This is a genomic window from Geodermatophilus aquaeductus, from assembly GCF_900182545.1.
Classification (GTDB): domain Bacteria; phylum Actinomycetota; class Actinomycetes; order Mycobacteriales; family Geodermatophilaceae; genus Geodermatophilus; species Geodermatophilus aquaeductus.
In genome coordinates, this window is the sequence record NZ_FXTJ01000001.1 from 316,906 (window position 1) to 340,166 (window position 23,261).

Annotated in this window: 26 protein-coding genes; 8 read left to right on the forward strand and 18 right to left on the reverse strand. The window is 75.8% G+C overall.

Annotated elements, in window-relative coordinates; genetic code table 11:
- Nucleotides 1-222, forward strand: a complete 222-nt coding sequence (locus FN207_RS01565) for a DUF3072 domain-containing protein (protein WP_110905806.1) — start codon at nucleotides 1-3, stop codon at nucleotides 220-222.
- A 181-nt stretch (nucleotides 223-403) separates the two neighbouring features.
- Here FN207_RS01565 and FN207_RS01570 read toward each other — a convergent pair whose 3' ends face one another.
- Together FN207_RS01570 and FN207_RS01575 are read right to left on the reverse strand one after the other, a co-directional pair.
- Entirely contained in the window at nucleotides 404-1,084 is a 681-nt protein-coding gene (locus FN207_RS01570; protein WP_142456606.1) for a response regulator transcription factor, read from the reverse strand.
- On the reverse strand, nucleotides 1,081-2,307 hold the full coding sequence (locus FN207_RS01575; protein WP_142456607.1) for a sensor histidine kinase: 1,227 nt from the start codon (nucleotides 2,305-2,307) through the stop codon (nucleotides 1,081-1,083). Before FN207_RS01575 ends, FN207_RS01570 begins: the two co-directional genes overlap by 4 nt.
- Before the next feature lie 217 nt (nucleotides 2,308-2,524).
- Between FN207_RS01575 and phoU the strand changes: the two genes are divergently transcribed.
- A complete protein-coding gene (phoU, locus tag FN207_RS01580; RefSeq protein WP_142456608.1) occupies nucleotides 2,525-3,184 on the forward strand; it encodes a phosphate signaling complex protein PhoU in 660 nt (219 codons plus the stop codon).
- A 185-nt stretch (nucleotides 3,185-3,369) separates the two neighbouring features.
- On the opposite strand, the gene FN207_RS01585 is transcribed toward phoU, so the two are convergent.
- Genes FN207_RS01585 through mshA form a run of 5 tightly spaced genes read right to left on the reverse strand, consistent with a single transcriptional unit; the run spans nucleotide 3,370 to nucleotide 8,007 of the window.
- Entirely contained in the window at nucleotides 3,370-4,140 is a 771-nt protein-coding gene (locus tag FN207_RS01585) for a phosphoglyceromutase (protein WP_246065671.1), read from the reverse strand.
- Nucleotides 4,141-4,178: 38 nt separating this feature from the next.
- On the reverse strand, nucleotides 4,179-4,478 hold the full coding sequence (locus tag FN207_RS01590; RefSeq protein ID WP_142456610.1) for a hypothetical protein: 300 nt from the start codon (nucleotides 4,476-4,478) through the stop codon (nucleotides 4,179-4,181).
- A 10-nt stretch (nucleotides 4,479-4,488) separates the two neighbouring features.
- Nucleotides 4,489-6,090 (reverse strand): MFS transporter, encoded by a 1,602-nt coding sequence (locus FN207_RS01595; protein WP_142456611.1) that lies wholly within the window; start codon nucleotides 6,088-6,090, stop codon nucleotides 4,489-4,491.
- A complete protein-coding gene (locus FN207_RS01600) occupies nucleotides 6,087-6,668 on the reverse strand; it encodes a type III secretion system chaperone family protein (RefSeq protein WP_246065673.1) in 582 nt (193 codons plus the stop codon). Before FN207_RS01600 ends, FN207_RS01595 begins: the two co-directional genes overlap by 4 nt.
- 13 nt (nucleotides 6,669-6,681) lie before the next feature.
- A complete protein-coding gene (mshA, locus tag FN207_RS01605; protein WP_246065674.1) occupies nucleotides 6,682-8,007 on the reverse strand; it encodes a D-inositol-3-phosphate glycosyltransferase in 1,326 nt (441 codons plus the stop codon).
- A gap of 84 nt (nucleotides 8,008-8,091) precedes the next feature.
- On the opposite strand from mshA, the gene FN207_RS01610 reads away from it, so the two are divergent.
- The gene (locus tag FN207_RS01610; RefSeq protein WP_142456612.1) at nucleotides 8,092-8,880 is read left to right on the forward strand and encodes an SDR family oxidoreductase; all 789 of its coding nucleotides are present in this window, start codon (nucleotides 8,092-8,094) and stop codon (nucleotides 8,878-8,880) included.
- A gap of 78 nt (nucleotides 8,881-8,958) precedes the next feature.
- On the opposite strand, the gene FN207_RS01615 is transcribed toward FN207_RS01610, so the two are convergent.
- Nucleotides 8,959-9,960 carry a UDP-N-acetylmuramate dehydrogenase gene (locus tag FN207_RS01615; RefSeq protein WP_142456613.1) on the reverse strand — a complete coding sequence of 334 codons (1,002 nt, stop codon included), beginning with the start codon at nucleotides 9,958-9,960 and terminating at the stop codon, nucleotides 8,959-8,961.
- Between the two features lie 59 nt (nucleotides 9,961-10,019).
- Between FN207_RS01615 and FN207_RS01620 the strand changes: the two genes are divergently transcribed.
- Genes FN207_RS01620 through FN207_RS01630 form a run of 3 tightly spaced genes read left to right on the forward strand, consistent with a single transcriptional unit; the run spans nucleotide 10,020 to nucleotide 11,992 of the window.
- A complete protein-coding gene (locus FN207_RS01620) occupies nucleotides 10,020-10,877 on the forward strand; it encodes a class I SAM-dependent methyltransferase (protein WP_142456614.1) in 858 nt (285 codons plus the stop codon).
- On the forward strand, nucleotides 10,874-11,731 hold the full coding sequence (locus FN207_RS01625; protein ID WP_221887989.1) for a spermidine synthase: 858 nt from the start codon (nucleotides 10,874-10,876) through the stop codon (nucleotides 11,729-11,731). Before FN207_RS01620 ends, FN207_RS01625 begins: the two co-directional genes overlap by 4 nt.
- Nucleotides 11,732-11,782: 51 nt before the next feature.
- On the forward strand, nucleotides 11,783-11,992 hold the full coding sequence (locus tag FN207_RS01630; protein ID WP_142456615.1) for a PspC domain-containing protein: 210 nt from the start codon (nucleotides 11,783-11,785) through the stop codon (nucleotides 11,990-11,992).
- Between the two features lie 25 nt (nucleotides 11,993-12,017).
- Here FN207_RS01630 and FN207_RS01635 read toward each other — a convergent pair whose 3' ends face one another.
- The 9 genes from FN207_RS01635 to murD all read right to left on the reverse strand — a co-directional run bounded on the left by FN207_RS01635 (nucleotide 12,018) and on the right by murD (nucleotide 19,717).
- On the reverse strand, nucleotides 12,018-12,302 hold the full coding sequence (locus FN207_RS01635; RefSeq protein ID WP_142456616.1) for a DUF2516 family protein: 285 nt from the start codon (nucleotides 12,300-12,302) through the stop codon (nucleotides 12,018-12,020).
- Between the two features lie 165 nt (nucleotides 12,303-12,467).
- On the reverse strand, nucleotides 12,468-13,199 hold the full coding sequence (locus FN207_RS01640; protein WP_142456617.1) for a hypothetical protein: 732 nt from the start codon (nucleotides 13,197-13,199) through the stop codon (nucleotides 12,468-12,470).
- The gene (locus tag FN207_RS01645; RefSeq protein WP_110905820.1) at nucleotides 13,196-13,717 is read right to left on the reverse strand and encodes a helix-turn-helix domain-containing protein; all 522 of its coding nucleotides are present in this window, start codon (nucleotides 13,715-13,717) and stop codon (nucleotides 13,196-13,198) included. Before FN207_RS01645 ends, FN207_RS01640 begins: the two co-directional genes overlap by 4 nt.
- A gap of 93 nt (nucleotides 13,718-13,810) precedes the next feature.
- Complete coding sequence (locus FN207_RS01650) at nucleotides 13,811-14,779, reverse strand: asparaginase (protein WP_142456618.1); 969 nt, start codon at nucleotides 14,777-14,779, stop codon at nucleotides 13,811-13,813.
- Nucleotides 14,775-15,344, reverse strand: coding sequence for an RsiG family protein (locus tag FN207_RS01655; protein WP_246065677.1), 570 nt, complete (start codon nucleotides 15,342-15,344; stop codon nucleotides 14,775-14,777). The genes FN207_RS01650 and FN207_RS01655 overlap by 5 nt, the downstream gene beginning before the upstream one ends.
- Nucleotides 15,341-16,447 (reverse strand): CAF17-like 4Fe-4S cluster assembly/insertion protein YgfZ, encoded by a 1,107-nt coding sequence (gene ygfZ, locus FN207_RS01660; protein ID WP_142456619.1) that lies wholly within the window; start codon nucleotides 16,445-16,447, stop codon nucleotides 15,341-15,343. Before ygfZ ends, FN207_RS01655 begins: the two co-directional genes overlap by 4 nt.
- 38 nt (nucleotides 16,448-16,485) lie before the next feature.
- On the reverse strand, nucleotides 16,486-16,941 hold the full coding sequence (locus tag FN207_RS01665) for a Fur family transcriptional regulator (RefSeq protein ID WP_110905823.1): 456 nt from the start codon (nucleotides 16,939-16,941) through the stop codon (nucleotides 16,486-16,488).
- 81 nt (nucleotides 16,942-17,022) lie between these two features.
- Nucleotides 17,023-18,357: a MurL-like N-terminal domain-containing gene (locus FN207_RS01670; protein WP_142456620.1), complete on the reverse strand. Its 1,335-nt coding sequence runs from the start codon at nucleotides 18,355-18,357 to the stop codon at nucleotides 17,023-17,025.
- Nucleotides 18,350-19,717 carry a UDP-N-acetylmuramoyl-L-alanine--D-glutamate ligase gene (murD, locus tag FN207_RS01675; RefSeq protein ID WP_185938099.1) on the reverse strand — a complete coding sequence of 456 codons (1,368 nt, stop codon included), beginning with the start codon at nucleotides 19,715-19,717 and terminating at the stop codon, nucleotides 18,350-18,352. The genes FN207_RS01670 and murD overlap by 8 nt, the downstream gene beginning before the upstream one ends.
- A gap of 129 nt (nucleotides 19,718-19,846) precedes the next feature.
- Here murD and nhaA point away from each other — a divergent pair, with 129 nt between their 5' ends.
- Nucleotides 19,847-21,196: a Na+/H+ antiporter NhaA gene (gene nhaA, locus FN207_RS01680; RefSeq protein ID WP_142456622.1), complete on the forward strand. Its 1,350-nt coding sequence runs from the start codon at nucleotides 19,847-19,849 to the stop codon at nucleotides 21,194-21,196.
- 343 nt (nucleotides 21,197-21,539) lie between these two features.
- A complete protein-coding gene (locus tag FN207_RS01685) occupies nucleotides 21,540-22,238 on the forward strand; it encodes a hypothetical protein (protein ID WP_246065679.1) in 699 nt (232 codons plus the stop codon).
- Here the strand turns inward: FN207_RS01685 and FN207_RS01690 are convergent.
- Nucleotides 22,235-23,167 carry an NAD-dependent epimerase/dehydratase family protein gene (locus tag FN207_RS01690; RefSeq protein WP_142456624.1) on the reverse strand — a complete coding sequence of 311 codons (933 nt, stop codon included), beginning with the start codon at nucleotides 23,165-23,167 and terminating at the stop codon, nucleotides 22,235-22,237. The two genes, FN207_RS01685 and FN207_RS01690, sit on opposite strands and share 4 nt — an antisense overlap.
- Nucleotides 23,168-23,261: the final 94 nt, after the last annotated feature.

The window sequence follows — 23,261 nt, forward strand, 5'->3', positions numbered from 1 at the left end:
ATGAGCGAATCGAACGTGAACACCGGCCAGGCCGGCGATCCCACCGCGGAGAAGGACCCGTCGGACTGGGTGACCGGCGACGAGCCCGCCACCGGGGCGCAGAAGAGCTACCTGCACACGCTGGCCCGCCAGGCCGGCGAGGACGTCCCGGAGGACATCAGCAAGGCCGACGCCTCGCGCAAGATCGACGAGCTGCAGGAGGAGACCGGCCGGGGTCAGTGACCCCGGCTGGCCCTCCCGACAGCCGAGGCACCGGGTCCGGGCGCCGGTCCCCACGGGTACGGACGCCGGAGGCGGTCAGCCCGGGCGGCGGGCCCGCAGGGTCCACCCGGGCTGACGGGAAGCGGCTCAGCGACGGCCGACCCGGCACCTGGCCGCGGTGGAAGCCGGTGGGCCGAGCGTGTCACTGCTCGAACTTGTAGCCGAGTCCGCGCACGGTCACGAGGTGCTTGGGGTTGGCCGGGTCGGGCTCGATCTTGGCGCGCAGCCGCTTGACGTGGACGTCGAGCGTCTTGGTGTCGCCCACGTAGTCCGAGCCCCACACCCGGTCGATCAGCTGCCCGCGGGTGAGCACCCGGCCGGCGTTGCGCAGCAGCAGCTCGAGCAGGTCGAACTCCTTGAGCGGCAGCGCCACCGGCTCGCCGTCGACGGCGACCACGTGCCGCTCGACGTCCATGCGCACCGGGCCGGCCTCGAGCGCGCCGTCGGCCGAGACCTCGACGTCGCCGCGACGGCGCAGCACGGCCCGGATGCGGGCGACGAGCTCGCGCGCCGAGTAGGGCTTGGTGACGTAGTCGTCGGCGCCGAGCTCCAGGCCCACGACCTTGTCGACCTCGGAGTCCTTGGCCGTGAGCATGATGATCGGGACGTTGCTGCGGGAGCGCAGCGCCCGGCACACCTCGGTGCCCGGCAGTCCCGGGAGCATGAGGTCGAGCAGGACGATGTCGGCCCCTGCGCGGTCGAACTCGGCGAGCGCCTCGGGGCCGGTGGCGGCGACGACCGCCTCGAACCCCTCGCGGCCGAGCATGTAGGACAGCGCGTCGGAGAAGGACTCCTCGTCCTCCACCACGAGCACTCGGGTCATGACCGTCCTTCCTGGAGGACCCCGCCGGCGTCGGACGCCGTGTCGGGAGGTTCGGGGCGGTCCTCGACCGCCAGGGGGATGCGCAGCGTGAAGGTCGAGCCGAGGCCCTCCTCGCTCCACACGCTGACCGAGCCGCCGTGGTTGCTGGCCACGTGCTTGACGATCGCCAGGCCCAGTCCGGTGCCGCCGGTGCTGGTGGCCCGCGACTGGTCGACCCGGTAGAAGCGCTCGAAGACCCGCTCGCGGTCGGCGCGCGGGATGCCGATCCCGCTGTCGGTGACCGCGATCTCGGCGAACCCGCCGCGCGCCCGTGCCCCGACGGCGATCTTGGTGTTCTCGGGGCTGTAGGCCACCGCGTTGGCCAGCAGGTTGGTCACCGCCGTCGCCAGTTGCGCCTCGACGCCGCGCACCAGGATGCCCCGCCCGCCGCCGACGGCGATCGTGATGCCCTTGGCCGCGGCGGCCAGGCCGGTGCGGTCGACGGCCTCGGCGAGGACGGTGTCGACGTCGACCGGAGCCAGTTCCGGCAGCGGCTCGGCGCCCTGCAGGCGGGACAGGTCGATGAGCTCGCGGACCAGGCGGGCGAGCCGGTCGGCCTCGTGCGCCATCCGCGCGGCGAAGCGTTGCACCGTCTCGGGGTCGTCGGCGGCGCCCTGCATGGCCTCGGCGAGCAGGCCGAGCGCGCCGACCGGCGTCTTGAGCTCGTGGCCCACGTTGGCGACGAAGTCGCGCCGGACCGCCTCGACCCGCCGGGCCTCGGTGACGTCCTGGAGGACCAGTGCCACGGGGCCGGGCACGGCCGACGGCGGGGTGTCGCCGGAGGCGGTCTCGAGCCGGATGGCGTGCGCGCCGACCAGCCGGGTGCCGCCGCCGACGACCTCGCCGGGCAGCGAGACGTCCGAGCGGCGGTTGCCCCAGCGGCGGACCTCGCGGACCAGGTCCTGCAGCGCGGGGACGACGAGGCGGCGGTCGCGGACGATCCCGAGTCCGCGCGCGGTCGGGTTGGCCACGACGACGGCGTCGTCCTTGTCGAGCAGGAGCACCGCGGGATCCATGAGGTCGAGCAGCCGGCGGGCGAGCACAGCCTCGGCGGCGGCGTCGCGTCCCTCGTCGTCTCCCGCACGGTCGGCCCGCTCGGCGCCGCGGCGGGCGAGCACCATCACGGCGGCGGCCACGAGGGCCCCGACGACGAGACCGGTCACGAGGGCGACCAGCGGACTCACGGGGCCGATGCTAGGCCGCCCGGGAGGGCCGTCATCCCCCGTGTGAGTGGCGTCGGAACAGCGGAGAGCGACTGTTCACGCCCGGGTGTCCCCCCGTTCACCGACGGCACCCGTCGGGTGTCGCCGCAGCACCTACCCTCGGGACGTCAGGGCGGAACACCGAGCAGCGAGTGTCCGGCCGGCGGCACCCGGTGGACGGCCGGTACGAGGAGGACCCGTGCGCGAGCACTACCGCGAAGAGCTCGAGGACATCAACGCCTGCCTGGTGGAGATGTCGAACTCCGTCGGGTCGGCGATGAGCAAGGCCACCACCGCCCTGCTCGACGCCGACGTGGCACTCGCCGACCTGGTGATCGCCGGGGACGAGCACATCGACGCGGTCCGCGAGAGCATCGAGGAGCGCTGCTTCACCCTGCTCGCCCGTCAGCAACCCGTCGCCACCGACCTGCGCACGGTCACCACCGCGATGCGCATCGTCGGCGACCTCGAGCGCATGGGCGACCTCGCGGTGCACGTGGCCAAGCTGGCCCGGATGCGCTTCCCCGAGTCCGCCGTCCCCGTCGAGGTGCGGCCGATCTTCCTGGAGGCCGGTCACGTGGCACACAGCCTGGTCACCCAGGTCGGCACCGTGATCGCCCAGCTCGACGTCCGGGGCGCCCTCCAGCTGGAGAAGGACGACGACCTCATGGACCAGCTGCACCGCCAGCTGTTCACCGAGGTCCTCAGCCCCGGCTGGCCGCACGGCATGGAGTCGGCCATCGACATCACGCTGCTCGGCCGCTACTACGAGCGCTTCGCCGACCACGCCGTCAGCGTCGCCCGCCGCGTCGTCTTCCTGGTCACCGGCGAGCGGGACATGGCTGCGCTGCACCACTGAGCCGCGCTGCCTCCCCGAGCAGCACACACACGACGAGGGCCTCTCCACCACGCGGTGGGGAGGCCCTCGTCGTCTCTGGTCGCCCTACCGGGCTCCACCGCGGCCAGGTGCCGTCCCCAGCTGCGCGGAGCCCCGACCGCCCCTCCTCGCGGAGGCCTCCGGCCCCCACTCGTCGGCGCGAGGCGCTACTTCTTGCCCTGGTTCTTGACCGCCTCGATGGCGGCCGCGGCGGCCTCCGGGTCGAGGTACTCACCGCCGGGCTTGAGCGGCTTGAGGTCGGCGTCGAGCTCGTAGCGCAGCGGGACGCCGGTGGGGATGTTGAGCCCGACCACCTCGTCCTCGCCCATGCCGTCGAGGTGCTTCACCAGCGCGCGCAGGCTGTTGCCGTGCGCGGCCACCAGCACGGTGGCACCGCTGCGCAGGTCCGGCACGATCGCGTCGTACCAGTACGGGAGCATCCGGACGACGACGTCGGCCAGGCACTCGGTCGCCGGTCGCACCTCCGGCGGGAGGAACGCGTACCGCGGGTCGGCGTCCTGCGAGTACTCGCTGCCGGCCTCGATCGGCGGCGGCGGCGTGCTGTAGGAGCGGCGCCAGAGCATGAACTGCTCCTCGCCGTACTCGGCGAGGGTGGCCGCCTTGTCCTTGCCCTGCAGCGCGCCGTAGTGCCGCTCGTTGAGCCGCCAGGAGCGCCGCACCGGGATCCACTGCCGGTCGGCGGCGGCCAGGGCCAGCTCCGCGGTGGTGATCGCCCGCCGGAGGACCGAGGTGTGCAGGACGTCGGGCAGCAGGCCGTGCTCGGCGAGCAGCTGACCGCCGCGGGCGGCCTCGGCACGGCCCTTCTCCGACAGCTCGACGTCGACCCAGCCGGTGAACAGGTTCGCCTTGTTCCACTCGCTCTCGCCGTGGCGGAGCAGGACCAGGGTGCCGGGCGCGCCAGCCGCAGACGTCGTCACGCCGCCCATCCTGCCCGACGCCGCCGCGCCCGGTCCGCTCAGCTCACCAGCGGCCAGAGCACCCAGGCCTCGTAGAGCACCGGCGGCGCCAGCCCGGCCAGCAGCCACGGGCTCCGCACCCGCCGCGAGGCACCCCAGCGGACGGCGGCGACCAGCGCCACGCTGCAGGTCAGCGCGACCGCCAGCCACAGCGCGGTGGCGGCGACGTCGACGACGAACAGCTGGGTGAGCACGAGCTGCACGGCGCACAGCAGCAGCGGGTAGACCAGCCCGGACGCGGCCACCACGCCGATCAGCGCGCGGCCGAGCCTCTCCTGCGCGGCGGGCGGGTCCTGCACCCCCTCCACGCTAGGGGGAGGAGGCCTCCTGCGCGCCCGGCCGGCGCCTGCCGGGCATCCAGACCAGGACGACGGCGGCGGCCACCGCCGCGGCCGCCGCGGTCCCGACCGCGGTCAGGTGCATCGCCGAGACGAAGGCCTCGCGCGCGGTGTCGGCCAGCGCGTCGGCGGCCGCGGCGGCGCCGGGCTCGCCGGCCGCCCGCGCCTCCTCCGCCGTCGTCCGGGCCGCCTCGAGCGTGGCGGCGATCGAGGTGCTGGCCTCGTCGCGCGCGCCGGCGGGCAGCACGTCGACGGCGGGGCCGAGGTTGGCGGCGTAGGCGGTGGCCAGCACCGAGCCGAGGATGGCCACCCCGAGCGCCCCGCCGACCTGGCGGACGGTGTTGTTGACCGCCGCGCCCGCGCCGGCCTTGTCCCGCGGCACCACCGACATGATCGACTCGGTGGCCGGCGCCATCACCGCGCCCATGCCGAGCCCCTGCACGGTGAGCGTGGTGAGCAGCAGCCACAGCGGAGCGGCCTCGTCGAGCAGCTGGAAGCCCAGGAACGACAGCGTGATGAGCACGAAGCCGGTGGCGCAGACGGCCTTGGCGCCGAACCGCTCGGCCAGCCGGGAGCTGCGCGGCGCCATGACCGCCATGCCCAGCGCCACCGGGATGAGCGCGGCACCGGACTGCAGGGGGTCGTAACCGCGGGCGCCCTGCAGGTAGTACACGAGGTAGAAGGTGGCGCCCATCAGGGCGAAGAAGTTCAGCCCCAGCGCGGCCGCCGCGGCGGAGAACGCCGGGTTGCGGAACAGCGAGACGTCGAGCGCCGGGTGCGAGGAGCGCCGCTGCAGCCAGACGAACAGCACCATGAGCAGCGCGCCGCCGACGAGCGGGACCAGCACGCCCGGCGTCGCCCAGCCCACCCCCGACCCGCCGTGGATGATCCCGTAGACCAGCCCGGCCAGGGCGGCGATCGACAGCAGCACGCCCGGGAGGTCGAGCCGGCCGGGGTCGGGGTCGCGCGACTCCGGCACGAACACCAGCGTGCCGACGACGCCGAGCACGGCGACCGGCACGCCGATGAGGAAGATCGCACCCCACCAGAAGTGCGTGAGCACCAGCCCGCTGGCCAGCGGTCCGCCGGCGACGGCGAGCCCGGCCGTCGCCGCCCAGATGCCGATGGCGCGGCCGCGCTCGCCGGCCGGGAAGACGTTGGTGATGACGGCGAGCGTCGTCGGCTGCACCGCCGCGCCGCCGATCCCCATCACCGCCCGCCAGGCGATGAGCTCCAGCGGGCTGTCGGAGAACGCCGCGAACACCGAACCGCCGGCGAAGATCGACAGCCCGATGAGCAGGACGCGGCGGCGGCCGATGCGGTCGCCGATGACGCCCCAGGTGAACAGCAGCCCGGCGAAGACGACGATGTAGGCGTCGACGGCCCACTGCAGCTCGCCCTGGGTGGCGCCGAGCTCGCGCTGCAGGGTCGGGATGGCCACGTTGAGCGTCGTGTTGCCCGTGATCACCACGAGCAGGCAGACGGTCATGGTGGCGAGCACCCACCAGCGCCGGGCGTAGCCGGGGCGCTCCTCGACGGCCGGCGCCGCCGGGGCCCGCCCGGTGGTGGTCATCCCCCGCTCTCCGGCGGGGGCGCTCCTCCGCCGTCGGCGGGCTCGGTCCGGCCCGCCTGCGCGAACGCGGCGAAGGCCTCGAGGTTGCGCAGCGACTCCCCGCGCTTGACCCGCCAGTCCCACTCGCGGCGGATCGAGGTGCCGAAGCCGATCTCGAGCATCGTGTTGAAGTGGTCGTCGGCGTAGTTGAGGACCGCGCCGAGCAGCCGGTCGAGCTCCTCGGGGGTCACCGCGGCGTGCGGCACCCGGCCGGTGAGATAGACGTCGCCGACGCGGTCGACCGAGTACGCGACGCCGTACATGCGCGCGTTGTGCTGCAGCAGGTAGGTCCACAGCTGCTCGCGGTTCTCGTCGGGCTGGCGGCAGACGAAGGCCTCCACCCGCAGCGCGTGCTCGCCCACGATCAGGCCGCACACGGTCTTGAGCTTCTTGGTGCCGGGCAGGTCGACCAGCCACCGCCCGGGCGCGGGGTGCTCGTGCACCAGCTCGGCGTCGCGCAGGGTCCGGTCGATGACCGCGTCCAGCGCGGCGACGACGACCGCGCGGGCGGTGCGCGCCTCGCCGATGCCCTCGCTCACCGGGAACCTCCGCTCACCAGGCCACCTGCGTCCCGAGGGCGACGCCGGCCACCGGCCGCAACGCCCGCCGCGCGACACCGGCCATCTCCGCGGCGGCCGCGGCGTAGGCGTCGACCAGCGCGTCGGCGGTGCGGTCCCAGGAGAAGGCGGCGGCGTGCCGGCGGGCTCCGGCGCCCATCAGTTCCCGGCGCTCGAGCACCGCGCGGACGGCCGCGGCGTAGGCCGCCGGGTCCCGGCCGTCGACCAGGACGCCGGAGACGCCATCGCGGACCGCCGTCCGCAGCCCGCCGACCGACGCGGCGACCACCGGCGTCCCGCAGGCCTGCGCCTCCAGGGCGACCAGGCCGAAGGACTCGTTGTGGCTCGGGACGACGGCGACGTCGGCGGCGCGGTAGTGCAGGGCCAGCCGCTCGGGCGGCTGCGGCGGCAGGAAGCGCACCAGGTCGGCGATGCCCAGCGACGCCGCCAGCTCCTCCAGCTGCCGCGGCGCCTCCAGCCCCGAGCCGCTGGGCGCCCCGACGACGTGCACCTGCAGCCGCGACCGCAGCGCCGGGTCGTCGTCGAGCATGCGGGCGGCGGTGGTGAGCAGCAGGTCGGGCGCCTTGAGCGGCTGGATGCGGCCGACGAAGGTCAGGACGACGGCGTCGGCGGGCACGCCCAGCGCGCGGCGGGCGGCGGCGCGGTCGCCGGGGGTGAACCGGTCGAGGTCGACGCCCGGCGGGACGACGAGGGTGCGGCGCGGGTCGGCGCCGTAGTGCTCGACGAGCTGCCGGGCCTCCTCCTCGGTGTTGGCCACCAGGCGGTCGGCCTCGGCCACCACCTGCTCCTCGCCGATCACGCGGGCGCGCGGCTCGGGCCGGTCGCCGTCGGCCAGCGCGGCGTTCTTCACCTTGGCGAGGGTGTGCGCGGTGTGGATCAGCGGCACGCTCCACCGGTCGCGCGCCAGCCAGCCGACCTGGCCGGACAGCCAGTAGTGCGAGTGGACGACGTCGTAGTGGCCCGGCTCGTGCTGGGCCTCCTCCCGCAGCACGCCCGCGGTGAACGCGCACAGCTGGCCGGGCAGCTCCTCCTTGCCCAGGCCCTCGAACGGGCCGGCGCTGACGTGCCGCACGGTGACGCCCGGGCTCATCTCGACCACGGGCGGCAGGTCGCTGGAGGTGGCGCGGGTGAAGACGTCGACGGCGATGCCGCGGGCGGCCAGCCGGCGGGAGACCTCGACGATGTAGACGTTCATGCCCCCGGCGTCACCGGCACCGGGCTGGTCGAGCGGGCTGGTGTGCACCGAGATCGTCGCCACCCGGCGGGGCATGCGCGCGGGGAGGAAGCGGCGAGCAGGCACTCCGACCTCCTGCCTCGCCCGTCCCGGGCACCGTTCCGGCACCCCTGTCGACTCTCCATCCTGCAACAGCGTCAGGATGACCACATGCCCGGTGTTGCCGATGTCTCCTCCTCCGGCCCGCGTCCGCTGCCCGGGAGCGGCCGCACCGCCGTCGTCACCGGCGCCTCGAGCGGCATCGGCGCCGCCACCGCCGAACGGCTGGCGGCCGAGGGCTTCGACGTCGTCCTCGGGGCCCGGCGGATGGACCGGCTGACCGCACTGGCCGGGCGGATCGGCGCCCGGGCGCTGCCCCTCGACGTCACCGACCCCGCGTCGGTGGAGGCGTTCGCGGCGGAGCTGCCGCAGGTCGACGTGCTGGTCAACAACGCCGGCGGTGCCTTCGACGCCACCCCCGTGGCCGAGGCCGACCTGGACTCGTGGGCGCGCACCTACGAGGTCAACGTGCTGGGCACCGTCCGGCTGACCAAGGCGCTGCTCCCCGCGCTGCGGGCCTCCGGCGCCGGCGACGTGCTCTTCGTCGGCTCGACGGCGGGCCTGGTCAGCTACGAGGGCGGCGCGTCCTACACCGCGGCCAAACATGGCGTGCACACGCTGGCCGGCACGCTGCGGCTGGAACTGGTCGCCGAGCCGGTGCGGGTCATCGAGATCGCGCCCGGGATGGTGCGCACCGAGGAGTTCTCCCTCAACCGCACCGGCAGCAAGGAGAAGGCCGACGCCGTCTACCGGGGCGTGCGCGAGCCGCTGGTGGCCGAGGACGTCGCCGACTGCATCGCCTGGGCGCTGACCCGCCCGCACCACGTCAACGTCGACCTGCTCGTCGTCCGCCCGCGCGCCCAGGCCGCCCAGCACAAGGTCCACCGCGAGACCGACTGAGTAGGGACCCTCCTGCCCCCACCGCTCGCAGGCTCGCGGCGGGCCCCTGCAGGAGGGCCGTCCGAGAGGGCGACCGGGTCACAGCCTCGTGGGCTCGGGGACCAGGGTGACGCCGAAGCGGTCGCGGACGGCCTCGATCACGCGGGCGGCGAAGGCCATGAGCTCCGCGGCGGTGGCGCCGGGTTCGGTGGTCAGCGCCAGGCTGTGCCGCGACGACGTCCCGACCCGGCCCGCGCGGGTGCCGCGGCCGAAGCCGGCCGACTGCACGAGCCAGGCGGCGCTGAGCTTGACCATGCCGTCGCCGGCCGGCCAGCTCGGGCAGCCGGGCACGGCCTGCTCGGCCGGGACCACGGGGTTGGTGAAGAACGACCCGGCGCTGCGGGTGTCGGGGTCGGCCGGGTCGACGACCATGCCCTTGCCCCGGCGCAGGTCGAGCACGGCCGCGCGGACGTCGGCCAGCGGCGCCCGCCCGCCCAGCTCCACGCCCAGCCGCTTGGCCAGCTCCGCGTAGCCCACCGGCCGGGACAGCGGCCCGGGTTCCAGCGCGAAGGTGACGGTGAGGACGACGAACCGGCCGGGCTCGCGCTTGAGCCGGCTGTCGCGGTAGCCGAAGGCGCACTCCGCGGCGCCCAGCGTCCGCTCACGCTTCTCGGCGCGGTCGTAGACGCGGACGGCGGTGAGCGTCTGCGCGACCTCTTGGCCGTAGGCGCCGACGTTCTGCACCGGGGTGGCGCCGGTCGAGCCGGGGATCCCCGACAGCGCCTCCATCCCGGCCAGCTCCGCCTCCACGGTGAGCGCGACCAGGTCGTCCCAGTCCTCGCCGGCCTGCACCTCCAGGACGTCGCCGCGCCGCTCGACGCCGCGGCTGCGCACCGCGACGACGTCGCCGGCCCACCCGTCGTCGGGCGCGACCAGGTTGGAGCCGCCGCCGAGCACCAGCAGCGGCCGGCCGGCCTCGTCGGCCTCCCGGACGGCGGCGACCAGCTCGGCGGCGTCGGTGACCTCGACCAGGCGCTCGACGGGGCCGCCGACCCCCAGCGTGGTGAGGTCGGCGAGACGGGCGTCGGATCGGACGAGCACCCGCCCACGGTAGCCGCGCGGCGCAGACCGGCCGGGGACGCCGACTACCCTCGGCACCGGTGAGCGAGGGGGGCAGCGGGCACAAGCGCCGGGCTGAGCTGGCCCCGAAGAAGGCCCACCCGCGGCTGGCGGCGGGCCGGGCCCGGGCGCTGGGGCTGCCCACGCGGGGCACCACCAACGCCAACCGGCTGCGCCGCGTCGACCGCTGGCTGGTGGCCACCCAGGTCCCGCGGCTGCGCGACGCGGCCCGCCCGCTGGTGGTCGACCTCGGCTACGGCTCCTCGGCGGTGACCACCCTGGAGCTGGCCGAGCGGCTGGGCGCCGAGGTGCAGGGGCTCGAGGTGGTCGGCCTGGAGATCGACCCGGAGCGCGTGGCCGCCGTCGCCGACGACCGCGACCCGCCGCGCGTGGACTTCCGCGTGGGGGGCTTCGAGCTGGCCGGGCTGCAGCCGGTGCTGGTGCGGGCGTTCAACGTGCTGCGCCAGTACGACGAGGCGTCGGCCGCGCGCGCCTGGGAGACGATGTGCGCCGCCCTGGGGCCGGGCGGGCTGCTGGTCGAGGGCACCTGCGACGAGTGGGGACGGCGCTCCACCTGGGTGGCGCTCGACGCGGACGGGCCGCTGACCCTCACCCTGGCCGCCCGGGTCTCCGACCTCGACCGTCCCTCCGACCTCGCCGAGCGGCTGCCCAAGGCGCTCATCCACCACAACGTGCCCGGGCAGCCGGTGCACGACCTGCTGCGCGCTCTGGACGCCGCGTGGGCCTCGGCGGCGGGCCTGTCGACGTTCGGTCCGCGGCAGCGCTGGGTCGCCGCGGTCCAGGCGCTCGCCGACGACGGGTGGCCGCTGGTGGGCAGCAGCCGGCGCTGGCGGCACGGGGAGCTGACCGTGCGCTGGTCGGCCGTGGCGCCGTCGTGAGGCGTGCGCGGCCGGAGGTGCTCCCGCCGGGCCCCACCGAGGTCGACGGCGGGACCGCCGAACTGCTCGGCGACGCCGACCGCGACGGCTGCTGGGTGCTGATGGTGAACGGCACGCCGCAGTCCCACGTCGACCTCGACGAGCCCGCCCACCTGGAGTTCGAGTACGTCCGCCGGATGGGCCACGTGCTCGACCTCGCCGCGCCCGAGGGCGACCCGCTCGACGTCGTCCACCTCGGCGGCGGTGCGCTCACGCTGGCCCGCTACGTGGCGGTGACCCGCCCGGGCTCGCGGCAGCGGGTGGTGGAACTCGACCAGCGGCTGACCGACCTCGTGCGGACGCACCTGCCCCTCCCCCGGGGCGCGCGCGTCCGGGTTCGGGCGGCCGACGCCCGCGCCGGGCTGGCCGCCCTCCCGACGGGGAGCGCCGACGTCGTGGTCAGCGACGTCTTCGCCGGTGCCCGCACCCCCGCCCACCTGACGACGGTCGAGTACGCCGCCGAGGCGCACCGGGTCCTGCGGCCGGGCGGGGTGCTGGCGGCCAACGTCGCCGACGGCCCGCCGCTGCGCTTCGCCCGCGGCCAGGTGGCGACGCTGTGCGCGGTCTTCCGGCAGGTCGCCGTACTCGCCGAGCCGGGCACGCTGCGCGGACGCCGCTTCGGCAACCTCGTGGCGGTGGCCTCGGACGCGGAGCTGGCGGTGGCGGCGCTGACCCGGCGCTGCGCGGGCGATCCGATGCCCGCGCGGGTGGTGGCCGGGGACGACCTCAGCCGGTTCGCCGGGAACGCCCGGCCGGTGCACGACGCCGACGCCGCGCCCTCACCGGAGCCACCCCCAGGGGTCTTCGGCCGCTGACCAGGGTCTTCCCCGATGCCCGCGGCGGCCGGCCGCGCCTAGGGTCGGGACATGACGTATCCCGCACCCGTTCCCCGCCGGCTGGCCCGTGACTCGCGCAACAAGGTGATCGCCGGGGTGTGCGCCGGGATCGCGCGCCGCTACGGCATCTCCACCGGGGCCCTGCGACTGGCCTTCGTCGTCTCCTGCATCCTGCCGGGCCCGCAGTTCATCGCGTACCTGGTCCTGTGGGCGCTGATGCCCCGGGACGACCGCTACTGACCCGCCGCACGCGCGGCGGGCCGGCTCACCAGCTGTTGTTGCCGCGCTGGACCCCGCGGACCGCGGGGCGCACGTCGACCAGGTAGACCACGGTGGCGATCACCGCGGGCAGCCCGAGGAAGCTCATCGGGCCCTGCAGGTAGAGGATCACGGCGGCCAGCGCGGTGATCGCCGCCCAGGCCGGCTTGGTGAGCTTGCCGACGGCGACGTAACCGGCGGCCGGGCGGATGACCGCGTCGACGAACGCCCAGGCGGCGACGGCGAGCATCACCAGCCGCAGGCCCTCGACGAGCGCGAAGTCGAACCCCATGCCGGGGAGGGTACCCGCCGGGGACGCCGTCGGGCCTCCCCCGCGAGGGGTCCCGGACGCGACAGGGCCCCGGAGCGCTGGTGCAGCTCCGGGGCCCTGGTCTGTGTGGCCCCCTCCAGGGCACCGCCCCGAGCTAGCGAGGGGTGGGGAGGAGGGGGTCCTTGCTCAGTCGGTGCTCTTGGTGGTGCGGGCGCGCGACACGCGGGTCGAGGTGCCGGTGGCCTTGGCGCGGGCCGGGGTGGTGCGCTTGGCCGGCTTGCGGGCGGCCTTCGCGGTCGCCTCGTCGGCGGCCTCGGCGGTCTCCTCGATCACGGACTTGGCCTGCTCGGCGGCCTCGTCGACGGCCTTCTCGGCCTTGGCGGCGGCCTTGGTGGTCTTGCCGGCGGCCTTCTGGACCAGCGAGGTGACCTCGTTGGAGGCCTCGTTCACGGCCTCCGCGGTCTCCTGGATGGCGTCCTCGACGACGTCCTCGACGGTGTCGACGGCCTGCTCGGCGCGGACGACGAAGCGGCGGATGCCGGGCTGGCGACGCAGCTCCTGCAGCACGTCGGCGCCACGCTCGGCCAGCTGCTCGACGGCGGTGGTGGCCTGGGCGCGGGCCTGCTCGACCAGGCCGGCGACGGTGCTCACGACCGTGTCGGGACGGACGGCGACGGCCAGCTGGCGGCTGTTCTCGCGGGCCTGGGCGACGGCCTGCTCGGCGCGGGTGCGGGCCTCCTTGGTGGCCAGGTCGACCTGGACCTGGGCCTCGCCGGGGAGGGCCTCGGCGCGGGCGCGCAGCGTGGTCAGGACGGTGCGGGCCTGCTCGACGGCGAGGTCACCGGCGCCGACGGCGACGAGGAGGGGACGGCGGCCGCGCTCGGCGACCTGCTCGAGCAGGGTGGTGGCGGTGGTCATGCGGACTCCTTGGAGGGGTTCGGGTCGGTTCCGGGCGCGGAGCTCGGGGTGGGGTGCTGCGGGGTGCTCGTGGCCGCGAACTCGCGGACGTAGGTCTCGTACAGCTCGATCAGCACGGCCTTGTGCCGCTCGGAGAGCTGGTCGTCGGACCGGATGGCCGCGACCGTGTCGGGGTTGCCGGCCCGCCGGTCGAGGATCCCGGCCTGCTCGTAGAGCGACTCGGCGGAGATCTTCAGACCCCGGGCGATGGCGGCGAGGATCTCCGCCGACGGCTTGCGCAGCCCCCGTTCCACCTGGGACAGGTAGGGGTTGCTCACCCCCGCGGTGCGGGCGAGCTCGCGCAGGGACACCCGGGCGGCGCTGCGCTGCTCCCGGATGTACTCACCCACCTGCGAGCGCACCGCCGAGACCTGCTGGGCCTCGGCCGCGACCGTCTCCGCGACGCTGCCCGCGAGGAGGTCCACCTTCTCGCGGACCGACCTCACCTGACCGCTCACGAACTCGCCGGGGGTCTGCACGTACTCGACGGTAACCAGGGGTGCTAGCAGTTGCAAGCGCTACTGCTAGCACCGGCGCGTGAGTCCCCTCACACCCGGCGTGTCGCTGCCCGCTCAGCCGGTGAGGACCGCCGAGGGCCGGACCTCCCCGACGACGCCGTCGCCGCCGGTGACGGGCGTGACGGTCCACCGGGCGAGCGCGTCGGCGTCCACCCCGAGCCGGCGCAGCGCCGCGGCGAGCACCGGCGACCGGCCGCGGTCACCGCCGTCGTCGAGCTTGTAGGCGATCGCGCCGCGGCCCGGGAGCGCCGCGACGTGCACGCCGTCGGCCCCGCCCTTTCCGAGCAGGCCGGGGACGGTCTCCATGAGGAGGGTGTCGTCGCGGTCGGTGCCGGCGACGTACCAGGGGTGGGCACGCATCGCGTCGGCGACGGCCCGTCCCGGGGTGCCGGGCTCGGCGTCGACCAGCGAGCGCAGCCCGCGCGCCAGCCCGGCGAGCGACAGCCCGTGCTGGGGCGCGCCGCACCCGTCGACGACGACGGCGGCCACCGGCTCCTCCGCCGCCTCGCCGAGCCGTGCCTCGATGGCCTGCTGCAGCGGGTGGCCGGGGTCGAGGTAGCCGTCGGTGGGCCAGCCCGCGGCGACGCAGGAGGCCAGCATCGCGGCGTGCTTGCCGGAGCAGTTGAAGGCCAGCCGCTCGGGCGCGCGGCCGGCGACGGTCCAGGCCGCGCGGGTCGGCTCGTGCCCGGGCAGCGCGGCCGGGCAGCCCAGGGCGTCGGGCCCGAGGCCGGCGGTGGCGAGGATCCCGGCGGCGGTGTCGCGGTGGCCGTCCTCGCCGGCGTGCGAGCCGGCGGCGATGGCGAGCTCCTCACCGGAGCGCGGCTGCCACCCGGCGTCGAGGTAGGCGGTGGCCTGCACCGGCTTGTTGGACGAGCGCGGCAGCACCGGGCGGTCGACGTCGCCGGCCGACCAGCGCACCGCGCCGTCGGGCCCCAGGACGACGACCGCGCCGCGGTGCACGGACTCCAGGAACCCCGAGCGCCAGACCTCGACGAGGACCGGCGCGTCGGGCCACCCGCTAATGGCGACCCTCGGAGGCGAGCAGGGCGGCGACGTCGGCCTCGCCGCTGCGGTAGCGGCGGGCCAGCTCCCCGGCGAGGGCGTCCATCACCTGCTGCACGCCGCGGCGCCGCTCCGACAGCGACCCCTCGGCGGCGGCCAGCGCGCGGGCGGCCCGCTCGAGGTCGGCGTCGGGGAGGCCGGCGACGTCGGACAGGTCGACGTCGGGCGTCAGGCCGTGCACCCAGGACTCGTAGACCTCCGGCGCGGCCGGCTGCACCGTCTGGTGCCGGCCCAGGCCGTGCGCGGGGCCGCGGCCCTTCTCGGAGAGGATCTCCGGCAGCAGGTCGACCAGGGAGCGCCCGTCGTGCTCGGCCCGGCGCTGCAGCTCGCGGCGGACGATGTCGAGCCGGCCCTGCAGCAGCCGCCGCGTGTAGGAGAGGTTGACCTCCTCCTGCTCGGCGCGCCGGCGCAGCCCGCGCACCTCGCCCATGGGGCGGGACTGCACGTCCTCGAGGAAGCCGGGGTCGAGCAGCGCGTCGACGGCCGCACCGCCGGCGGGCGTCGGGGAGGGGCTCACGGAGGTCACCGCCCGATGGTGGCAGACCGGACCGCGCGGACCCGGTCGCGGGCCGCCGCCCGGGTGTCGTCGAGCGCGGCGGGGGCGTCGTCGGGGTCGACGGACGCGCGGGAACCGCCCACGGTGAGCTCGGCGTCGGGGGCCACCGACTGCTTGACCAGCGCGAGCGCGACGACGCCGAGCTCGTGGTGGCGCACGACGGTGCCGGTGCGGCCGACCTCGCGGGCACCCGAGAGCACCGGTGTGCCGGGGACGGCGAGGTCCTCGCTGACGCCGTCGAGGTGCAGCAGGACCAGCCGCCGCGGCGGGCGGCCGAGGTTGTGCACCCGCGCCACGGTCTCCTGACCGCGGTAGCAGCCCTTCTCGAGGTGGACGGCGCTGGTCAGCCACTCCAGCTCGTTGGGGATGGTGCGGTGGTCGGTGTCGACGCCGAGCCGCGGCCGGCGGGCCTCCACGCGCAGGGCCTCGTAGGCGTCGAGCCCGGCGGGGCCGGCGCCCGCGGCGGTGAGCGCGTCGGCACGGGCGGTGAGGTCGGCACGGGGCACGAGCAGGTCGAACGCCGTCGCGCCGCCGTCGCCGAGGGCCGGCATCCGGCGCACCCAGCCGCCGTCGGGCAGCGGGGTGACGGCGTACGGCGCGTCGGGCGCGGGCAGCCCGGCGGCGGCGAGCACCTCCGGCGCGCGCGGGCCCACGAGGGACAGCAGCGCCCAGTCGGCGGTGACCAGCGCGGGCTCGACGCGGAGCATGAACCGCATCCGGTCGAGGAAGGTCTGCAGCGCCGCGCCCGTGCCGGGCTCGACGTCGGCCCAGGTGGTGCCGCCGAGCTCGGCGAGGACCAGGTGGTGCTCGACGTGGCCGTTCGGGGAGAGGACCAGCGCCTCGGTGCCGGTGCCGTCGGCCAGCCGCTCGAGGTGCTGGCTGGTCAGGCTGTGCAGCCAGGGGAGCCGGTCGGCACCGGGGACGGTGAGGACGTCGCGGTCGCTGCGGTCGACGAGCCCGGCCCCCTCGGCGAGCAGGCGCTGCTCGCGCAGGGGGTCGCCGTGGTGGGCGGCGACGGTCGTGCCCTCGGCGACGACGGCCCCCGGCCGTTCGGCCAGTGGTGAGGTGGTCATGCGTGCCTCGTCATTCCTGCGGTGTCATTCCTGCGGTGTCATTCCTGCGGTGTCCCGGACTCTCGACAGCGGCGGCACGTCCCCGACAGCGCGACGTGCCCCACGTCCAGGGTGAAACCCAGGTCGGCGGCCAGACGTTCCGCGGCCTCCTCCAGCAGTGCCGGGTCGGCCGAGGAGATCTCCCCGCAGGAGGCGCAGACGACGTGCAGGTGCGGGTGCTCGGAGGCGTGGTAGACCGGCGCGCCCTTGCCCAGGTGGGTGTGCCAGACCAGGCCGAGGCGCTCGAGCAGCTCCAGGGTGCGGTAGACCGTCGAGGTGTCCGGCGCCGCGCCGCCGGGCCCGGCCTGCTCCCGCAAGCGCGCGCCGATGGCCTCGGGCGTGGCGTGGTCGAGCTCGGCGACGGCGGCCAGCACCTGCTGGCGCTGCGGCGTCAGCCGCAGGCCGCGGGCCCGCAGCCGCTCGGCCAGCGGGGCCGGACCGTGCTCGGTCGTCACGTCCGCGAGCCTATGTCCCGGCCCTCGTGCAGGGTCCCGCCGCGAGCCTGCGAGCGGAGGGGGGGCACGGGGGTCCCTACTTCACAGGACGGCGCTGCGGGCGCCGGCCAGCACCCGCTCCAGGGACTCCAGGTAGCGCTCGGGGATGGCGTGCTCGCCGCGCGGCGGGAGGAACCGCGCGACGGTCGCGCCGGTCACCTCCGCCGCGGCCGCGGCCTCGGCGCCCAGCTCCCGCACGACCGGGGCGTCGCCCCACGACCGGCTGGCCGCCAGGTGGGCCATCGCCGCGGCGCTCTCGGCGCGCTCGCCCACGCAGTCGAACGGCTTCTCCGTGGCCCACAGCTTCCGGAACCCGTCGGCCAGCGAGCGGTCGGCGAGCGGATTGCCCCCGAACATCTCCTCCGCCTCGGCCGGGGTGAGGAAGACGGCGAAGCAGAGGAAGGTGAACAGGCACTTGTCGCAGTGCAGGCACCAGCGCTGCTCGGCCTGCCCGCCCAGGTGCCGCTGGGTGTAGGAGCGGTTGCAGCTGAGTATGTCGGCCCGCAGCGGCAGGGCGGCGACGGCGGCCACCGTGGCCAGCTCTGACAGCTGCCGGGTGAGGCTGAAGTAGCCGGCGCCCACCTCGGCGGCGGCCGCGGCGAAGAACCGCTCGAACTCGTAGGACTTCGAGTACTGGTGGTTCACGCTGGCGCCGTCGACGGTGAGGGTCTCCTCGTCGGCCGAGCGCTCGTTGGCGAACACGACCGGGTCGTGACCGCCGAGGACGGCGACCAGCGTGGCGATCGCGGAGTTGATGGCGGTCACCGGCACGTGGCCGTTGAGACCGCCCTGCGCCGTCCGCTCGGCCAGCAGCGGGTCCAGCTTCCGCCGCACCTCGACCAGAGGCACGCCGGCCGCGCGGGCGACGTCACGCTGGGCGCCGGTCGGGTTGACCGCCAGCGCCGTCCCGTCGGGGATGACGACGAGCGCCAGCGCGGAGTCCTTGCCGCCGCCGACGGGCAGCAGCGCGCCGCGCGTGCCGCGGGCCGGGGCCGGGCCGGGCTCGCGCACCTCGACGTCGAACTCCACGCGGTGCGGCACCGGCAGGTGGTTGACCGCGGCGAACTCGCCGAGGCCGTGCGTGTAGGCGGCCTGCGCGACAGCGAGCTGCGCGGCGGTGACCGGCCGCTCGACGGTGACCCGGCCGGGCGCGGCGAGCTTGTAGTAGCTCGTGCCCATGACCAGGTGCACGAGGTCCAGCGCGGCGTCGAGCTGCGCCGGCGCCGGGCCGGTCAGCAGCCCCGGGTCGAGGGTGAGCCGCTCGGTGAACTCGTCGCCGCCGAGGCGGTAGGTGAAGGCCGCCTCGCCGGTCGCGAGGTCGAGGGACCGGTCGGCGACGGTGAAGGAGCCGGTCGCGGCGACGCCGGTCTCAGACACCGGGGACGCGCTCGGCGCCGGCGTCGACGAGGATCTGCTCATAGGTGGCTGCCAACTCCTCGAAGTCGCGGAAGCGGTTGTAGCTCGGGGCGCCGGGCGAGAGCAGCACGACGCCGCCGGGTGCGGTGCCCGCGATCGCCGCCGCGACCGCCTCGGCCAGCGACGCCGTCTCGGTCAGGCGCACGGCGGCACCGGCTGCTGCCCGGCGGACGTCGTCGGCCAGCCGGGCCCCGGTGTCGGGGACGGTCACCAGGGCGACCTCCTCCCGACGGGCCACCAACGTCGCGGCCAGGCCCGTGTAGTCCAGACCCCGGTCCTGGCCGCCGGCGATGAGCGTCACCGGGCGGCCGGCCAGCGCGTCGAGGGCGGCCAGGACGGAGACCGGCGTGGTGCTCAGCGTGTCGTCGACGAACGTGACGCCGTCCCGCGTGGCCACCGGCGAGAGCCGGTGCGGCAGCGCGCGGAAGGCCGCGACGGCGGCGGTGACGTCGTCGGCGCGGGCGGCGAGGTCGAGGCCGAGCAGCGCGCAGGCGGCCAGCGCGACCTCGACGTTGCTGCGGTTGTGCGCGCCGGGCAGGTGGACCGGCTGCACGCGCGAGGCGAGGCCGGCGGGCAGCACGTCGGCGGGGTCGACCAGCTGGGCGGCGTCGAGGTGCTGCTCGGCGAGCAGCCGGGCCTGGGCGCTGACCACGACCGACCGCTCCGGGCAGGAGGCGAAGACGCGCAGCTTGTCGCGGTAGTAGGTCTCGGCCGAGCCGTGCCAGTCGAGGTGCTCCGGCGCCAGCGAGGTGAGCGCGCCGCGGCCGGCGAAGTCCGGGACGGCGGCGGCCTGGTAGCTCGACACCTCGACGACGAGCGTCCGGTCGCCGACCTCGTCCAGGACGTCGAGCAGCGGGGTGCCGATGTTGCCGGCGTGCACGGCCGGGCGCCCGGCGGCGGTGAGGACCGCGGCGGCCAGTGCGCTGGTCGTGCTCTTGCCCTTCGTGCCGGTGACGCACAGGACCGGGATCTCCCGCGCGGCGGCCTCCGCCAGCGCGACCCCGGTGCCGGTGGTCACGAGCGTGCGGTCGGCCAGCGCCCGCGCGTCCTCGCGGTAGGGGCTGATGCCCGGGGACCGGAAGACGACGTCGCAGCCGCCCAGGTCGGCGACGTCGGGGGTGGCGGTCACGCCCGGGGGCAGCGCCGCCGGGTCCACGGGACGGCTGTCGGCCACCAGGACCGACGCCGCACCGGCCGCCAGCGCCGCCGAGACCGCGGCGCGCCCCTCCCGGCCGTGGCCCCAGACGCCGACGCGGCGGCCGGCCAGCTCCGCCAGGCGGAGGGACCGCTCCCGCGGGGGCGGTGCCGGGCGGGGGTCCACGGCGCCCACTCTACGGACCGGGCCCCTCGCGGACGGCGACGACGGAGGGCACCCGCTAGGGTCGCGACCGGTGTGCCGGGAAGTCTGGTCGGCGGCGTCCCACCCGACCCCCTCCCCCGGAGCTGCCCCATGAACGGACCCCACGGCTCCACCCGGGTCTTCTCCCGCGGCTCGTGGACCGAGGCCAGCCGCATCGCCGCCGTCCTGCGCGAGGAGACCGTCGGCGGGATGCTGCTCCTCGCCGGCACGGTGGTCGCCCTCGTCTGGGCCAACTCGCCGTGGTCGGCGGCCTACGAGGCCGTGCGCGACACCCGGGTCGGCCCCGCCTCGCTGCACCTGGACCTCACCCTGGGCACCTGGGCCGCGGACGGGCTGCTGGCCGTCTTCTTCTTCGTCGCGGGCCTCGAGCTCAAGCGGGAGTTCGTGGCAGGCGACCTGCGCGACCCGCGCCGGGCGGCGCTGCCGGTGGCCGCGGCCGTCGGCGGCATGGTGGTGCCCGCGGTCCTCTACACGCTGCTCAACCTGGGCGGCGACGGCGGCCTGCGCGGCTGGGCCATCCCGACGGCGACCGACATCGCCTTCGCCCTCGCCGTCCTCGCGGTGATCAGCACGCACCTGCCCAGCGCGCTGCGGACGTTCCTGCTCACCCTCGCCGTCGTCGACGACCTGCTGGCCATCACGATCATCGCGCTCTTCTACACGTCGTCACTGGCGGCCGGGTGGCTGGCGCTGGCGCTGGTGCCGCTCGCCGTCTTCGGCTTCCTGGTGCAGAAGCGGGTGCGCTCGTGGTGGCTGCTGCTGCCGCTGGCGCTGCTCACCTGGGTGTTCGTCCACGAGTCCGGAGTGCACGCCACCGTCGCCGGCGTGCTGCTCGCGTTCACGGTGCCGGTGGTGCGCAGCGACGCGGCCGGCGGGCCGGACGCCGGACCGGGCCTCGCCGAGCACCTCGAGCACCGGTTCCGGCCGATCTCGGCGGGGATCGCCGTCCCGGTGTTCGCCTTCTTCGCCGCCGGGGTGACCGTCGGCGGGCTGTCCGGGCTGGTCGAGTCCCTGGGCGACCGGGTGGCGCTGGGCATCGTCGCCGGTCTCGTGCTCGGCAAGGTCGCCGGCATCGTCGGCGCGAGCTGGCTGGTCACCCGGTTCACCCGGGCCGAGTTCGCCGACGACCTGGGCTGGCCCGACCTGGTCGGGGTGGCCCTGCTCGGCGGCATCGGCTTCACCGTGTCGCTGCTCATCGGCGAGCTCGCCTTCGGCCTGGGCTCCGACCGCGACGACCACGTGAAGGTCGGCGTGCTGGTCGGCACGCTGCTGTCGGCGCTGCTCGCGACGGTCGTGCTGCGGCTGCGCAACCGGCGGTACCGGCGGATCGAGGAGCTCGAGGCCGTCGACGCCGACGCCGACGGCATCCCCGACGTCTACCAGCAGGGTCCTGACACGCCCGGCACGCCGGGCTCTCCAGGGCGTTCCGCTGACGGCTGAACAACGTCGTTGCCGACCGCGGAACCGCGACGTACCGTCGAGGCACGCGAGAGGGGAGGTGGTCCGAACAATTGATTTCTCATCGGACTCGTGAGGTGGCTGTCCGCTAGCCGCCGTCCAGATGGGCCGCCCGTTCGGAGTGGAATCCGAGCGGTGGCACGTCGTCGCCCGTCCGTCGCACGGCGGCGAGCGAGAACCGGACAGTCACCCGACCCCCGGGCTGCCGACACTTGTCCAGTCGGCCCGTGAGCTGCCGCCCATGTGGCGCCACGGAGCAGCCCGGGGGTTGTCCGTCCCCGGGTACGGATGGGACCCGGACCACCGTGGGGGAGGAACGGCGGCCGTGCAGACCGCTGGGCGCACCGCGCCGGCCGGCCGCTGGGTCGCCGAGGCCGTCCGCGCCGCTCCCCCCGACACCGTCGCCGCACTGGTCCCGGCCCGTTTCCCCGCCTACGCCCGGGTCTTCCACCCCGCCGTCCGGTACGACGGCGACGACGACGTGTTCGTCCGCTGGGACGAGGTCGCCGCGGCCAACGGCACCACCGCGCACCGGCTCATGCAGTGGCCCGGCATCACCGGCTCCTGGGACCACCTCGGCGAGGCCGACCAGCCCGGGCTGTGGAACGACGCCCCGGCGGAGGGGCACCTGGTCGCGCACGTCGCGCGGGAGCTGGCCACCGTCCTCGAGGACCAGACGACCACGCCGGGCGAGTGCTGGTTCGGCTGGGACGACGGCGGCGCCGCCGACCTGCCGCGTCTGTGCCTCCCCCGCGCCGACCTGCTGCTGACCCGCGGGCCGGTGGAGCGGGCCGCCACCAACTTCGCCCCCGAGCCGCGCGAGCAGAGCGCCGCCCTGTGGTGGCCGGCCGACCGTGCCTGGTGCGTCGTCACCGACCCCGCGCTGACCAGCACCTACGTCGGCGGCGCAGTGGCCACCGTCGACGCGCTGCTGGCCACCCGGCTCGAGGTGGCCCCCGCCGGGCCCGGCGACCCGGTCACCCCCGACAGCGACCCGGTCAACCCGGTGCTGTCCCACGCCTAGGCCCGCGCGGGCACCGGGGCACCGGCGGTCGCGGCGACCACCGCGTCCCACGGGGTGGCGGTCAGGCCGAAGGTCTCCGTGGTCGCCGTCGCGTCCAGCACGTACTCCTGGTCGAACTGGTGCCGGACGTCGACGATCTCGCGCATCCTCGGCGAGAACCAGCCGAGCGCGGTGAGCGCCGGCCACGGGACGCCGCTGACCGGCACCGGCGCCCGCCCCATCGCGCGGGCGAGGTCGCCGAGGGCCTGGCGCTGCGAGCGCGGCGGGGCGCTCGGCACGTGCCACGCCCGGCCCAGCGCCCGCTCGTCGGTGCCGAGGGTCGCCAGGGTGGCGGCGACGTCGGGCAGGTAGGCCCAGCTGCGCAGCACGTCGGGGTCGCCCACCACCCAGGCGCGGCGGCCGCGGCGCAGCGTCGGCAGCTGGCGCACCAGGTGCGACTGCGCGGGCGGCACCTGCGGCCCCACGAAGTCCGCGGCGCGGGCCTCGGTCATCCGGATGCGGCCGGCCTCGTGCGCGGCCAGCGCCTCGCGCCACATCGCGGTCCGCACCCGGCCCTTGGTGTCGGTGGCCGCCAGCGGGGTGTCCGGCGCCATCGGCCCGGAGGGTCGGCCGTAGACGTAGAGGTTGGCCATCGTGACCAGCCTGGCGCCGGTGCGCTCGGCCGCGGCGAGCAGTGCCGCGGCCACCGGCGGCCAGTCGGTGGCCCAGCGGTGGTACTCCGGGTTGACGGCGTTGTAGAGCGCGTCCGCCCCCTCGGTGGCCGCGGTCAGCGCCGCGGCGTCGGTGGCGTCCACCCGGCGGTGCTCGACCGCGCCGGTCGACGTCCCGCCGCTGCGCGAGAGCACCCGCACCTCGTGCCCTCGGGCGACCAGCGCGTCCGCCGTCGTCGTGCCCACCGGGCCCTTGCCCACGATCACGTGCAGTCCCATGACGAACTCCTCGTCGCTCGGCGAGAGCGGTGCTCTCGTTCCGGTGCAACCGTCGCGCTCAGGCGGGAGCCTGTCAAGAGCAGTGCTCGCACTT

What these genes read in the sequence shown, in the direction of transcription:
- FN207_RS01565 (WP_110905806.1), top strand. Translation starts at nt 1, where the DNA reads ATGAGCGAATCGAACGTGAACACCGGCCAGGCCGGCGATCCCACCGCG.
- FN207_RS01640 (WP_142456617.1), bottom strand. Translation starts at nt 13,199, where the DNA reads ATGACCACCGCCACCACCCTGCTCGAGCAGGTCGCCGAGCGCGGCCGC.
- FN207_RS01595 (WP_142456611.1), bottom strand. Translation starts at nt 6,090, where the DNA reads ATGACCACCACCGGGCGGGCCCCGGCGGCGCCGGCCGTCGAGGAGCGC.
- FN207_RS01630 (WP_142456615.1), top strand. Translation starts at nt 11,783, where the DNA reads ATGACGTATCCCGCACCCGTTCCCCGCCGGCTGGCCCGTGACTCGCGC.
- FN207_RS01635 (WP_142456616.1), bottom strand. Translation starts at nt 12,302, where the DNA reads ATGGGGTTCGACTTCGCGCTCGTCGAGGGCCTGCGGCTGGTGATGCTC.
- FN207_RS01610 (WP_142456612.1), top strand. Translation starts at nt 8,092, where the DNA reads ATGCCCGGTGTTGCCGATGTCTCCTCCTCCGGCCCGCGTCCGCTGCCC.
- FN207_RS01570 (WP_142456606.1), bottom strand. Translation starts at nt 1,084, where the DNA reads ATGACCCGAGTGCTCGTGGTGGAGGACGAGGAGTCCTTCTCCGACGCG.
- FN207_RS01690 (WP_142456624.1), bottom strand. Translation starts at nt 23,167, where the DNA reads ATGGGACTGCACGTGATCGTGGGCAAGGGCCCGGTGGGCACGACGACG.
- nhaA (WP_142456622.1), top strand. Translation starts at nt 19,847, where the DNA reads ATGAACGGACCCCACGGCTCCACCCGGGTCTTCTCCCGCGGCTCGTGG.
- ygfZ (WP_142456619.1), bottom strand. Translation starts at nt 16,447, where the DNA reads ATGACCACCTCACCACTGGCCGAACGGCCGGGGGCCGTCGTCGCCGAG.